11 protein-coding genes, 1 tRNA gene and 2 rRNA genes are annotated in these 13,612 nt (G+C 42.8%); 9 read left to right on the forward strand and 5 right to left on the reverse strand.

Annotated elements, in window-relative coordinates; all coding sequences use genetic code 11:
- Positions 1 to 77: 77 nt before the first annotated feature.
- Positions 78 to 500 carry a hypothetical protein gene (locus ABE954_RS16610; protein WP_208292086.1) on the forward strand — a complete coding sequence of 141 codons (423 nt, stop codon included), beginning with the start codon at positions 78 to 80 and terminating at the stop codon, positions 498 to 500.
- 150 nt (positions 501 to 650) lie between these two features.
- Here the strand turns inward: ABE954_RS16610 and ABE954_RS16615 are convergent, their stop codons facing one another.
- Positions 651 to 1,013 (reverse strand): winged helix-turn-helix transcriptional regulator, encoded by a 363-nt coding sequence (locus tag ABE954_RS16615; protein ID WP_371025589.1) that lies wholly within the window; start codon positions 1,011 to 1,013, stop codon positions 651 to 653.
- A gap of 103 nt (positions 1,014 to 1,116) precedes the next feature.
- On the opposite strand from ABE954_RS16615, the gene ABE954_RS16620 reads away from it, so the two are divergent.
- Positions 1,117 to 1,680 carry an NAD(P)H-dependent oxidoreductase gene (locus tag ABE954_RS16620; protein WP_129466800.1) on the forward strand — a complete coding sequence of 188 codons (564 nt, stop codon included), beginning with the start codon at positions 1,117 to 1,119 and terminating at the stop codon, positions 1,678 to 1,680.
- A gap of 89 nt (positions 1,681 to 1,769) precedes the next feature.
- Here the strand turns inward: ABE954_RS16620 and ABE954_RS16625 are convergent, their stop codons facing one another.
- Entirely contained in the window at positions 1,770 to 2,855 is a 1,086-nt protein-coding gene (locus ABE954_RS16625; RefSeq protein ID WP_131680476.1) for a tRNA/rRNA methyltransferase, read from the reverse strand.
- Between the two features lie 171 nt (positions 2,856 to 3,026).
- Here ABE954_RS16625 and ABE954_RS16630 point away from each other — a divergent pair, with 171 nt between their 5' ends.
- The 7 genes from ABE954_RS16630 (at position 3,027) to ABE954_RS16660 (ending at position 10,075) form a co-directional block, all read left to right on the forward strand.
- Positions 3,027 to 3,728 (forward strand): tRNA-uridine aminocarboxypropyltransferase, encoded by a 702-nt coding sequence (locus tag ABE954_RS16630; RefSeq protein ID WP_042848409.1) that lies wholly within the window; start codon positions 3,027 to 3,029, stop codon positions 3,726 to 3,728.
- 227 nt (positions 3,729 to 3,955) lie between these two features.
- Positions 3,956 to 6,601, forward strand: coding sequence for a bifunctional acetate--CoA ligase family protein/GNAT family N-acetyltransferase (locus tag ABE954_RS16635; RefSeq protein WP_048606336.1), 2,646 nt, complete (start codon positions 3,956 to 3,958; stop codon positions 6,599 to 6,601).
- A gap of 159 nt (positions 6,602 to 6,760) precedes the next feature.
- On the forward strand, positions 6,761 to 8,116 hold the full coding sequence (gene pssA, locus ABE954_RS16640) for a CDP-diacylglycerol--serine O-phosphatidyltransferase (RefSeq protein ID WP_339871125.1): 1,356 nt from the start codon (positions 6,761 to 6,763) through the stop codon (positions 8,114 to 8,116).
- A gap of 101 nt (positions 8,117 to 8,217) precedes the next feature.
- Positions 8,218 to 8,517, forward strand: a complete 300-nt coding sequence (locus tag ABE954_RS16645; RefSeq protein ID WP_371025590.1) for a YfiM family lipoprotein — start codon at positions 8,218 to 8,220, stop codon at positions 8,515 to 8,517.
- Between the two features lie 145 nt (positions 8,518 to 8,662).
- Positions 8,663 to 8,974, forward strand: coding sequence for an antibiotic biosynthesis monooxygenase (locus ABE954_RS16650; RefSeq protein WP_371025591.1), 312 nt, complete (start codon positions 8,663 to 8,665; stop codon positions 8,972 to 8,974).
- A gap of 5 nt (positions 8,975 to 8,979) precedes the next feature.
- Positions 8,980 to 9,405, forward strand: coding sequence for an amino acid-binding protein (locus tag ABE954_RS16655; protein WP_042848415.1), 426 nt, complete (start codon positions 8,980 to 8,982; stop codon positions 9,403 to 9,405).
- The gene (locus ABE954_RS16660) at positions 9,365 to 10,075 is read left to right on the forward strand and encodes an ArsR/SmtB family transcription factor (RefSeq protein WP_371025592.1); all 711 of its coding nucleotides are present in this window, start codon (positions 9,365 to 9,367) and stop codon (positions 10,073 to 10,075) included. Before ABE954_RS16655 ends, ABE954_RS16660 begins: the two co-directional genes overlap by 41 nt.
- Before the next feature lie 82 nt (positions 10,076 to 10,157).
- Here ABE954_RS16660 and ABE954_RS16665 read toward each other — a convergent pair.
- From ABE954_RS16665 to ABE954_RS16675, 3 genes are all read right to left on the reverse strand, one after another.
- Positions 10,158 to 10,234: transfer RNA gene (locus ABE954_RS16665), tRNA-Asp, on the reverse strand.
- 62 nt (positions 10,235 to 10,296) lie between these two features.
- A 5S ribosomal RNA gene (rrf, locus tag ABE954_RS16670) occupies positions 10,297 to 10,412 on the reverse strand.
- Positions 10,413 to 10,558: 146 nt separating this feature from the next.
- Positions 10,559 to 13,464, reverse strand: a 23S ribosomal RNA gene (locus tag ABE954_RS16675).
- Positions 13,465 to 13,612 lie beyond the last annotated feature (148 nt).

A 13,612-nucleotide genomic window follows, 5' to 3' on the forward strand; every position in this document is an offset into this window, starting at 1 on the left:
TGTGGGGTTATTTTTTTGCTTATCGCCTTTCTAACCAATACACTAATTCACTAATCAGATTGCTCAGGTAAATTATCATGAAATCATGGGTTGAAAATAGCCAGCTAGTAGAACTGATCAACACCTTAGATGACTTCCAAGCAGAGCAATACCGCAAAAAACTTATTTGCTATGTCAATCAATACCAAGAAATTTACCCTTTCGATATATTGGACGATGTTCAGGCTTATCTGCAGCTAAAACTTGAAGCTGATGACCTTGATTTTACTTGTATTCCACAAGAAATTACTCAAGCCATCGAAACAGGCTATTATGAATACTGCATCAGTTTAAATGAAATTTCTGCAGCTTATAAAATCGTGACAAAAGTAACACCATTAACCCGCTTAGACCTTATTCAATTCGCAAATCATTTGCTAGAAGCTTATTCATGTAATTATTCCGAAGAGGAATTTTTAGCCCCTAAATTAACTGAGCTAGTTTGCTTATTGCATAAATAATATTCTTTATACAAAAAATATTACATATTTGCTCAGTCATAGGCTTATAGCGCAATAACAACTCAACGAGTGAAACTCATTAAGCCATAAATAATTAATCGGCTATTGCTAAAAATACCCCCCATAATAGAAGTTAAGCCCGCATGACTTTTAATTTGCTATTTCGTCACGTATTTGTTCCCCCCACTCACACATCATATTGAGAACTGGAATTAACGTTTTTCCTCGGGGAGTTAAACTATATTCTACTTTAGGGGGGATTTGAGGGTATTCCTCTCTAAATACTAAACCATCTTTTTCTAACTCTTTAAGCGTCGAACTTAATGTCTTGTAAGTAATCGTTCCGATACAACGTTGTAACTCATTAAAACGGATCACTTCTTTATGTTGGGCTAACCAATACAAAATGATCATTTTATATTTGCCATTGATCACGGAAAGCGTATACCCGAAGCCAGTTTCTTGCGGGTTAATACCACTCAAAGCACATAATATTTCCTTTCTATTTTTCATATTATCACTATCCTTTAGGTAAGTATGTGTCGTCAGTGTGCGTATTTTCTTTTTTGAAATTGGATTTTATACTGCCAATACTTTCAAACAAAGGAATAATTTAGTGAAAACTTTAATCGTCGTCGCTCATCCTAATATGCAAGACTCTGTTATTAATCGTCATCTATTAGAACAAGCCGCCAAACAAACCAATAACTTTACGATCCATAATATTTATGAAGCTTATCCAGATTGGAATATTGATGTTGCTAGAGAGCAAGCGCTAATTGAAGCCCATGACAATGTGATCTTACAATTTCCTATTTATTGGTTTAACTCTCCGCCATTACTTAAAAAATGGCTAGACGATGTATTTACTTATGGGTGGGCATATGGTTCACAAAGTCACGACAGACTGAAAGAAAAAACGATCGCTTTAGCCGTTACCGCTGGAATTAGGGATGAGGACTACCATGCTGAAGGAAAATATCAGTATACACTCGCTGAGATATTGCGGCCGTTCGAAGTTACCGTCTTATACATTAATGCTAAATGGGGCGGCTTTTTTGGGTTTTATGGTACCGAAACATATGACGAAAAAGGACTAACTGAATTATCACCTGAAGGGAATATTACGGATAAACAAATGACCCAATATTTAGAATTTATTGAATCAATAAATCGTTAAGTTAGCTCTCACTTTATACGAGCTAAATGTAAATCCAGAACTAGCTTTACATTTAGCTAGCCTGGATTTAATTTTTACTCAGTGCGCTATTACTTAACTTGGTTTTGCTGCCACCATTGCGCCAACATAATTCCAGTTGCAACAGACACGTTCAAGCTTTCTACTTTACCTGTACCGCCAATATACAGACTCATATCCCCTTGATCCCACGTGCTATCACTTAAGCCATCACTTTCTTGGCCTAATACTAAGACCATTTTAGCGGGTAACTTAGCTTTCGCTAAATCTTGGCTTCCTTTATGGCTAGAGGTAGTCACAATGGTATAACCTGCTTGACGAAATTTATCCAACGTTGAGGTTAAACCGTCAGCATCAATCGCTTTAATATGCTCAGCGCCGCCTTCTGCGGTACGAATTGCTGCACCAGACTCTAGCATGCCAGCATCTTGCAAAATAACGCCTTTCACACCGAAGTGGGCACAGCTACGCATCATTCCGCCTAGGTTATGTGGGTTACCTACATCTTCTAGTGCTAATACACAATCTTTCTCTGCCGCTTGCTGTATATAAGCATCTGCGCTCATTCCACCACGCTTTTTGATGATAAAACAGACACCACCATGGTGTTCAGTGCCCGATGCCTTTGATAACTCTTCATCATCAACAACATGGTAAGCTTTACGGTTTGCCGCCATCCATTTTAATGCATCACGAAAACGTGGCGTCACAGATTGTAAGAACCACGCACGAACAATCGCATCAGGCCGGTTCTTAAACATAGCTTGGCATGCGTTTTCACCATAGATACGCGTTTCTTCCTGACGTTGCTTACGTAATTGCTCCGGGTCTATTTGGCTTTTACCCGCAATTCCACCATGGTCGTTAACCAGTTCTTCGCTATCTGGTTTAGAAACAGTGCGCCATGGTGAACGCTCACGAGATACATCATCGCGGCTATCAGAACGACGCTCCGGACGATTAGGGCGCCCACCACGGTCATTTCTTCCATCACGTCGGTCATTACTGCGTTTATCATTACCACGTCTATCGTCACGCCCTCCGTCACGACCGCCACGGCGTTTATCATTATTTTTATTGTTGTCCGCTTCTTCACTACGGACATACATCACTTTTACTTTGCCGTTTTTACCACTAAATTCATTCGAGTCGTTCATCACTATCCCCTACTAAGCTATGGCGCGAAGATTACATGATGTTGCAAGGCTACGCCACCGATTCACGCTATTATCTCACCGAAAACTTATTGAATATACTTCTATCGTATAGAAATCGTTTTGCGTACAATAAGCCCCTCATTTTAAATCCCCTAAAAACCTTAATTAACCATGACCCCGAATGCAGTTTATCACCTTCGCCAGCAGCGCCTTGCATTATCAACTAAGCCTTTTAAAGCCAGAGGTTGTCGAGTAAAACGCTGTGAATATTGCTTGTTACCTGTTCCACAATGCTTATGCAAAGATACGGTATCATCACAAGCAAAAAGCCAATTTTGCTTAATTATGTTTGATGGCGAAGTATTTAAACCAAGTAATACTGGGAAATTGATTGCAGATATTTTGCCTAATACCCTCGCATTCCAATGGTCAAGGACTGAACCGGACGCGCAGTTATTAGCTATATTACAAGACACCACAAAACAACCATATCTTATTTTTCCAGAGAGCTACGCTGAAAGTGAACGCACCGTGGTAAATCAACCAAATATCTCTGAAAAACCCCCGTTGTTTATTTTATTGGATGGCACTTGGCCTGAAGCCCGTAAAATGTTTCGAAAAAGCCCTTATCTCAATAATCTTCCAATGCTTTCAATCAATACCAAAGCAAGAACTGATTATTTATTACGGACGCCATCAAGGGAAGAACAACACTGTACAGCGGAAGTTGCTGCAACAGTTTTAGAATTAGCTGGGGATACCAACGCATCTCAACAATTGTTCAGCCACTTCAACCTATTTCGCCACAAATATCTTGAAGGTAAACCTCACCATCCAATGGCACAAATGATGCTAAATGAAACCTCGCTCTAACTATTTTTGGGTAATTTTTTAATTTATTTTACGCACGTAGTACCAAGAAATTTTAACTTTCGGACCATCATCATCATAAAACGTGAACGTGCTTGTATAAATTAATTAAATTGGCAGGATAAACTAGCGCAAAGTCAAAGTTAGGGCATAGTATTCATAAGTATTACTCAGCCTATTTTATCTATTGAGCTTTTAGTTCGTTCCAGCAAAACGGAAGGTTACCAATCATGGGTTTAGTGAGTCAGCTAGAATCTTTATTCAGACCAAAGTCTATTGTTGTTATTGGGGCATCTGAAAATCCGAACCGTGCAGGTTCGGTGATGATGAAAAATCTCCTAACCAGTGGCTTCAAAGGGCCAATCCTTCCTGTTAACCCAAACCGTCATTCAGTACTTGGTGTATTTGCTTATCCATCAGTTGATGAACTCCCTCTTAAACCTGATCTTGCTGTAATTTGCACTCATTACTCACGGAATATCGATTGTTTGCATCAATTAGGTGCTGTTGGTTGTAAGGTTGTGATTGTTTTATCATCCCCTTCTATTCAATTTAATGAACTTAAAAAAGTTGCTCAACAGTACCAAATGCGGTTACTTGGCCCAAATAGCTTAGGCTTCCTTGCCCCATGGCAAGGGCTAAATGCCAGTTTTTCACCTATTCCAATTTTAAAAGGAAAACTCGCCTTTATCTCTCAATCTGCCGCGGTCTCAAACACTGTTCTTGACTGGGCAAGGCACAGAGAAATCGGTTTTTCCTACTTTATTGCCCTTGGTGATAGCATCGATATCGATATCGATGACTTATTGGATTACTTAGCTCGGGACAGTAAAACAAGTGCTATTTTGCTTTATCTTGAGAACATCAGTGATGCAAGGCGCTTTTTGTCTTCATCTCGTAGTGCATCACGTAATAAGCCAATTTTAGTCATAAAAAGTGGTCGTACGCGTAAAGCACAAGAACTACTCGGTGATAAACCTAGCTTAGACGCCGCCTATGATGCGGCTATCCAACGGGCCGGGCTTTTACGCGTACAAGACACTCATGAAATGTTTTCCGCCGTAGAAACATTAAGTTATATGACGCCATTACGGGGGGAACGCCTGTCTATCATGAGCAATGGTTCAGCACCCGCAGCGATGGCATTAGATGAACTACTGTTACGCAATGGTAAGCTGGCTAAGCTAAGTATTGAAACCGAAAATGAATTAAGCTCTTTATTGCCTCTTGATTTATCAACGCAAAATCCTATCGACTTAGGGGATGACTCAACGGTTGAACGCTACATCAATGTGCTAAATAAAATGCTTGATAGCCACGACCACGATGCTTTGTTATTGATCCACACACCGAGTGCGATCACTGAAAGCAAAATAATGGCAGAAAAAATTATTAAGGCCATAAAGCAGCACCCTAGGGGGAAATGGCTAACCATCCTAACCAATTGGTGCGGCGAATATTCATCTCAAGAATCACGCCGACTTTTCAGTGAAGCTGGTATTCCAACTTATCGTACTCCTGAAGGGGCTATTACCGCCTATATGCATATGGTGGAATACCGCCGTAATCAAAAACAACTCAAAGAAACTCCAGCGCTCCCTGTGGGTATTACGGCAAACACTCAGCAAGCTCATGAATACATCCAACAAGCATTAACTAACAACAACCTTCATTTAGATACCCATGAAGTCCAGCCTATCTTAAAGGCATATGGCTTAAACAGCCTTCCAACATGGATTGCCCATTCAAGTGATGAGGCCATTGAAATTGCAGAAAAAATTGGTTATCCCGTTGCATTAAAACTACGTTCTCCAGATATTGTCCATAAATCTGAAGTACAGGGGGTTATGCTTTATTTACGTAATGCGAAAGAAGTCGAGGATGCCGCAAAAGCAATTATTGAGCGTGTTTCCACTAATTTCCCTAATGCACGCATTGAAGGGTTACTGGTACAAAGTATGGCAAACCGAGCTGGGGCCCAAGAGCTAAGAATTGCTGTTGAATTAGACCCCGTATTTGGTCCCTTAATTATGTTAGGAGAAGGCGGTATTGAATGGCAACAAGAAAGCCAAGCAGCCGTCGCCTTGCCGCCACTTAATATGGCTTTGGCCCGTTATCTGGTAATCAATGCAATTAAAGGATATAAAATCAAATCCAGAAGTGCCCTAGAACCTTTAAATATACTAGGGCTATCTAGCTTATTGGTCCGTGTTTCAAATCTAATTATTGATTGCCCGAATATTACACGTTTAGACATTCATCCATTGTTAGCTTCAGGTGACGAATTTACCTTGCTTGATGTCTCTATGACATTAAGTCCAACAGATAGTGCAACAACATCGAGGCTTGCTATTCGCCCTTATCCGAGCGAACTCGAAGAAACTATCGCCTTAAAAGAAGACCTAACCTGCCTGCTACGGCCTATTCTTCCTGAAGACGAACCATTACTGAAGTCCTTTATCGAACAAGTCACCAAAGAAGATCTTTACTATCGTTATTTTAGCGAGATCAGCGAATTCACCCATGATGATCTCGCAAACATGACTCAAATTGATTACGACAGAGAAATGGCTTTCGTGGCCGTCAAAAACCAAGGTTCTAATCCTGAGATTATTGGCGTTACCCGTGCAATGGCCGATCCAGATAACCAAGAAGCTGAATTTGCTGTATTAGTGCGCTCAGATATGAAAGGGCAAACTCTTGGTTACCAGCTAATGCAAAAGCTGCTTAATTACACCCGTAACCACGGTATAAAAAAATTGACGGCAATAACCATGCCTGAAAATAGAAATATGATCAGCTTGGCAAAAAAATTAGGCTTTGAAATTGATGTTCAGTTTGAGGATGGGGTCGTAAACCTAACACTCTATCTGTAAAAAAACTGGGTATAACTACATAACTTGTATGGTAATTAAACAGGCTGTTAATTTGTACTAAATGGTTTGGCTAAATATGCTATCATCCATAGATCATTCGCTTGAAAATGTGCGTAAAGCGATTTGCTATTGGACTAATAAGAGAAAATTCACACTGTGATGTTGTCAAAATTAAAACAAGCAAAACATCAACAATATTTGGTTAGTTTACCTAAACTGTCTCAAGAAATTGCTGATGTAAAAACGCTATATAAGACAGAAGATTTTCGTGATGAACTGCTGAAACAAATTTCTCAGGCTCAAAATACTATCTACATAACCGCTTTGTATTTAGAGAAAGATGATGCAGGCAAAGACGTACTTCATGCGTTATATGCTGCAAAACAAGCTAATACATCATTGGATATCAAAATTCTCGTAGACTGGCACCGTGCTCAACGTGGCAGAATAGGCGTTGCAGCAAATGCAACTAACGCCGATTGGTACTATGACGTTGCTCAGCATTATCCTAATATCGATATTCCAGTCTATGGCATTCCTGTTAATACTAGGGAAGCCTTAGGTGTGTTGCACCTAAAAGGTTTCTTGTTTGATGATACTTTACTGTACAGCGGTGCAAGTATTAATGATGTTTACTTACAACGTCATGATAAGTACCGTTATGATCGGTATCATTTGATCAAAAATAGCCAACTTACCGCATCAATGAAAAAATTTATTGATGACTCGTTATTACAAGCCGAGGCTGTTCATTTACTAAATACAACAACTCGCCCTAAAACAGCTGAATTTAAACACTTAATCAAACAATTTCGTTTGGGGTTAAGGGGTTCTTCTTATCAATTTATCGGGAATGCCTCAAACGATGAGCTATCCGTAACTCCATTTGTCGGTCTTGGTAAAAAGAATGATTTAAACCGTGTGATCACTCATTTAATGGGCTCTACCAATAAAAAGCTCACAATTTGTACGCCCTATTTTAATCTACCAGCAGTTTTAGTTAGAATTATTAGTCGGTTGCTAAGAGAGGGTAAGCAAGTCGAAATTATTATTGGTGATAAGACAGCTAATGATTTCTATATCCCACCTGAAGAACCATTTAAAATTATAGGTGCACTACCTTATCTCTATGAGATAAACCTGCGCCGCTTTGTAAGCCGTCTGCAACGTTTTATCGATAATCAACAACTGACCGTTAGGCTGTGGAAAGATGGTGAAAATACCTATCATCTAAAAGGGATGTGGGTAGATAATCAGTGGCAGTTAATAACAGGTAATAACTTGAATCCTCGGGCATGGGGGCTAGATCTTGAAAATGCAGTGCTTATCCACGATCCAAAACAAGAATTACAAGATCAACGTAGCCACGAATTAGAGTGCATCCGCACGCACACAAAAGTGGTAAGCCATTTTCGGGAACTTGATAGCATTCAAACCTACCCAGTAAAAGTAAAAAAACTTATCCGCAGATTACGTCGAATACGTGTGGATAGGCTAATTAGCCGGATTTTATAACCCCAGTCCAAGTCAGCGTCACTTTAGTGGCGCTTTTTATGGCCGTTGACTCGGTGATGATACCTACTATGTTTAAGCCATTCATTATTAGTATATTCATAATGTTAATCACTGGATGTAGTGGTTATCATTGGTCTAATGATAACTGGAAAGGCAAAGATAAAGCCCAACACTTCGCATTTTCCGCAGCAATGGCTGCAGCAGGAAATGCATATGCTGATAGGCAAAATATGCGACATAGAGACGCAGCACAATTCGGTATTTTATTTTCAGTCTCACTAGGTGCTGCAAAAGAATTATATGATAGTCGGCCAGAAGGAACAGGTTGGAGCTGGCATGATTTTACTTATGACGTTGCTGGAGCTGTAGCAGGATATAGCTTATATCAATCATTTAAATAATCTTTGGTTTCATCTTTATCGTCCCCTTTCACTAAATCATTCCTTACCGGATGCCCCCTCTTCACTATCTTATACATTTCGTTCTCTATCGAAGCATCCCTAAAAAAATTGACTATATTAAGGCTTTCTAACTGAAGGGGGTTTTATGATCGCAGTACTATTTGAAGCAAATCCAATTCCTGAACAACAAAGCCGTTACTTTCAGCTAGCCGCTGAACTCAAGTCAGAGTTGCTAAATATTAAAGGATTTATTTCTATTGAGCGTTTTCAAAGCCTAACAACCACTGGGAAGATTTTGTCTCTATCGTGGTGGGAAAATGAAGAAGCCATAATTGAATGGAAAAACAATATGCAACACCAACATGCTCAATTTGAAGGGAAAAGCATCATTTTTTCACAATACCATATTCGGGTAGCACAAGTTATCAGAGATTATTCATTAAATAAAAGAGACTAACCTTTATGTATGATATTTATGTGATCCTTGATAATCAACCGGGCAAATTAGCGATACTTGGCGCTACATTAGGCCAACATGGCATCAGTCTCGAAGGTGGCGGTGTTTTTTCTGTCGAGGGCAAAAGCCATGCACATTTTTTAATTGAGCACACAGAAAATATTCATCAAGCTCTATTCTCCGTAGGTTTACAGCTTGAAAGCATTTCACAACCTGTAATTTGTCAACTCAATCAAGATTGCCCAGGAGAGCTTGGCAAAATAGCTGCACACCTCGCTCATTATCATATTAATATCCTTGTGCAATATAGTGATCACAACAATAGGTTGATACTATTAACCGATAACAATGAGCTCGCTATTAAAATCACGAAAAAATGGAGTGTTCCCCGTGAGATCAACCCAGCCAGACCTCCTAACCGAGGAAAATGAACACTTAGAACGCTCAATTTCAAATGTTGCCTCTGCAATTGCTGACCCCTCAAGGGTCAGTATTCTTTGTGCGCTAATGGATGGCAAGGCTTGGACTGCAACAGAGTTAAGTACCGTTGCAGGGGTCACACCTTCAACGGCCAGTGCCCATCTGGCAAAATTGTTAAATAGTCAATTAATTACCTATCTGTCTCAAGGGCGACACCGCTACTATCGCCTCGCTGGTACAGATATCGCAGCTCTAATTGAAACTTTAATGGGGGTTTCAATGAAAATGAAGAGTCAACCCCCCACCACCACACCTATTACCTTACGCAAAGCGCGCACCTGTTATAACCACCTAGCAGGAGAAATCGCAGTAAAAATCTATCAATCTATGCAAAAAAGAGGCTGGATATTAATCGAAGAGAACAAACTTTCTACATTTGGCATTGACGGTTTTAAACAGCTAGGCATCAAATTACCAATAAAGACAACAAAAAAAATGGTGTGTGAATGTTTAGACTGGAGCGAACGAAGTATGCATCTGAGTGGAGTCGCTGGCGCTGAATTATTAAAAATATTTGAGCAAAACGGATGGATAAACAGAATAAAAGGCTATAGGGAAGTAAGTTTTACATCAACGGGCAAAAAAGCCTTAAAGCGCTATTTTGAAATTGATATCACCTAATTTAACTATTTAATATTATTAGCATTCTTCGGTTTATATATGTAAAAAAGCCCCGTGATTTTCATCACGGGGCTTGATTAAGTGGCGGAACGGACGGGACTCGAACCCGCGACCCCCTGCGTGACAGGCAGGTATTCTAACCAACTGAACTACCGCTCCACTTATTCTTTTCGCCTTTCGGCAATTTACTGCTTCTTATAAGCAATAAATTTTTAATTAATGTCTGGCAGTTCCCTACTCTCACATGGGGAGACCCCACACTACCATCGGCGCTACGGCGTTTCACTGCTGAGTTCGGCATGGGGTCAGGTGGGACCACCGCGCTATTGCCGCCAGACAAATTCGGTTTGTTCCCGTTTAGCACATTTCGTCACTAAACCAGAACTGCAATCTTGAACAAGCTGCCATGTCCCTCGCCTCTCGGCTTCTCACGCTTATTGAATCAACCTCATCTCTCAATCTCTAAAACACCTTCGGTGTTGTCAGGTTAAGCCTCACGGTTCATTAGTATTGGTTAGCTCAACATATCGCTATGCTTACACACCCAACCTATCAACGTCTTAGTCTTAAACGTTCCTTTAGGACCCTTAAAGGGTCAGGGAAGACTCATCTCAAGGCAAGTTTCCCGCTTAGATGCTTTCAGCGGTTATCTCTTCCGCACTTAGCTACCGGGCAATGCCATTGGCATGACAACCCGAACACCAGTGGTGCGTCCACTCCGGTCCTCTCGTACTAGGAGCAGCCCCTTTCAATCTTCCAACGCCCACGGCAGATAGGGACCGAACTGTCTCACGACGTTCTAAACCCAGCTCGCGTACCACTTTAAACGGCGAACAGCCGTACCCTTGGGACCTACTTCAGCCCCAGGATGTGATGAGCCGACATCGAGGTGCCAAACACCGCCGTCGATATGAACTCTTGGGCGGTATCAGCCTGTTATCCCCGGAGTACCTTTTATCCGTTGAGCGATGGCCCTTCCATTCAGAACCACCGGATCACTAAGACCTACTTTCGTACCTGCTCGAGCCGTCACTCTCGCAGTCAAGCTGGCTTATGCCTTTGCACTAACCGCATGATGTCCGACCATGCTTAGCCAACCTTCGTGCTCCTCCGTTACTCTTTGGGAGGAGACCGCCCCAGTCAAACTACCCACCAGACACTGTCCGCACCCCGGATAACGGGGCAACGTTAGAACATCAAACATTAAAGGGTGGTATTTCAAGGTTGGCTCCATGCAGACTGGCGTCCACACTTCAAAGCCTCCCACCTATCCTACACATCAAGGCTCAATGTTCAGTGTCAAGCTATAGTAAAGGTTCACGGGGTCTTTCCGTCTAGCCGCGGATACACTGCATCTTCACAGCGATTTCAATTTCACTGAGTCTCGGGTGGAGACAGCGCCGCCATCGTTACGCCATTCGTGCAGGTCGGAACTTACCCGACAAGGAATTTCGCTACCTTAGGACCGTTATAGTTACGGCCGCCGTTTACCGGGGCTTCGATCAAGAGCTTCGCTTGCGCTAACCCCATCAATTAACCTTCCGGCACCGGGCAGGCGTCACACCCTATACGTCCACTTTCGTGTTTGCAGAGTGCTGTGTTTTTAATAAACAGTCGCAGCGGCCTGGTATCTGCGACTGGCTTCAGCTCCATGGGTAAACCACTTCACCCTAGCGCCAGCGTGCCTTCTCCCGAAGTTACGGCACCATTTTGCCTAGTTCCTTCACCCGAGTTCTCTCAAGCGCCTGAGTATTCTCTACCTGACCACCTGTGTCGGTTTGGGGTACGATTAATGATAATCTAGAGCTTAGAGGCTTTTCCTGGAAGCGGGGCATGAGCTACTTCGCCACCGTAGTGACTCGTCATCAGACCTCAGCATATAGTGAACCGGATTTGCCTAATTCACCTGCCTACATCCTTAAACCGGGACAACCGTCGCCCGGCCAGCCTAGCCTTCTCCGTCCCCCCATCGCAATTATCACCAGTACGGGAATATTAACCCGTTTCCCATCGACTACGCATTTCTGCCTCGCCTTAGGGGTCGACTCACCCTGCCCCGATTAACGTTGGACAGGAACCCTTGGTCTTCCGGCGTGCGGGTTTTTCACCCGCATTATCGTTACTTATGTCAGCATTCGCACTTCTGATACCTCCAGCATACCTCACAGTACACCTTCACAGGCTTACAGAACGCTCCCCTACCCAACAATATTTGCATATCGCTGCCGCAGCTTCGGTGCATAGTTTAGCCCCGTTACATCTTCCGCGCAGGCCGACTCGACCAGTGAGCTATTACGCTTTCTTTAAATGATGGCTGCTTCTAAGCCAACATCCTGGCTGTCTGAGCCTTCCCACTTCGTTTCCCACTTAACTATGACTTTGGGACCTTAGCTGGCGGTCTGGGTTGTTTCCCTCTTCACGACGAACGTTAGCACCCGCCGTGTGTCTCCCGTGATAACATTCTTCGGTATTCGTAGTTTGCATCGAGTTGGTAAGTCGGGATGACCCCCTAGTCGAAACAGTGCTCTACCCCCGAAGATGAGTTCACGAGGCGCTACCTAAATAGCTTTCGGGGAGAACCAGCTATCTCCCGGTTTGATTGGCCTTTCACCCCCAGCCACAAGTCATCCGCTAATTTTTCAACATTAGTCGGTTCGGTCCTCCAGTTAGTGTTACCCAACCTTCAACCTGCCCATGGCTAGATCACCGGGTTTCGGGTCTATACCCTGCAACTCATTCGCCCAGTTAAGACTCGGTTTCCCTACGGCTCCCCTATACGGTTAACCTTGCTACAGAATATAAGTCGCTGACCCATTATACAAAAGGTACGCAGTCACCCTGATAAATCAAGGCTCCCACTGCTTGTACGTACACGGTTTCAGGTTCTATTTCACTCCCCTCGCCGGGGTTCTTTTCGCCTTTCCCTCACGGTACTGGTTCACTATCGGTCAATCAGGAGTATTTAGCCTTGGAGGATGGTCCCCCCATATTCAGACAGGATAACACGTGTCCCGCCCTACTCGTCGAGTTCACAACACTAGCATCTTCAGATACGGGGCTATCACCCTTTACTGCCGGACTTTCCAGACCGTTCTCCTGATACTAATGCTGATTAAGACTCTGGGCTGCTCCCCGTTCGCTCGCCGCTACTAGGGGAATCTCGGTTGATTTTTTCCTCGGGGTACTGAGATGTTTCAGTTCCCCCGGTTCGCTTCGTTTGACTATGTATTCATCAAACGATAGTGCAACGAATTGCACTGGGTTTCCCCATTCGGAAATCGTCGGGTATAACGGTTCATATCACCTTACCGACGCTTATCGCAGATTAGCACGTCCTTCATCGCCTCTGATTGCCTAGGCATCCACCGTGTACGCTTAGTCGCTTAACCTCACAACCCGAAGGTGTCTTCTGACAACGAGTGACTGTGCTTCATGATTTCGGCGTTAGTCCGTGCTCGCAATGCTCACGTACATTAAGTACGCTGCGCTTGCTGTGCGCGGGCTGCCTTGAACTCATTTCGCTCGTCGACTCGATAG

Source organism: Providencia sp. TYF-12, from assembly GCF_041344805.1.
GTDB classification, from domain to species: domain Bacteria; phylum Pseudomonadota; class Gammaproteobacteria; order Enterobacterales; family Enterobacteriaceae; genus Providencia; species Providencia huashanensis.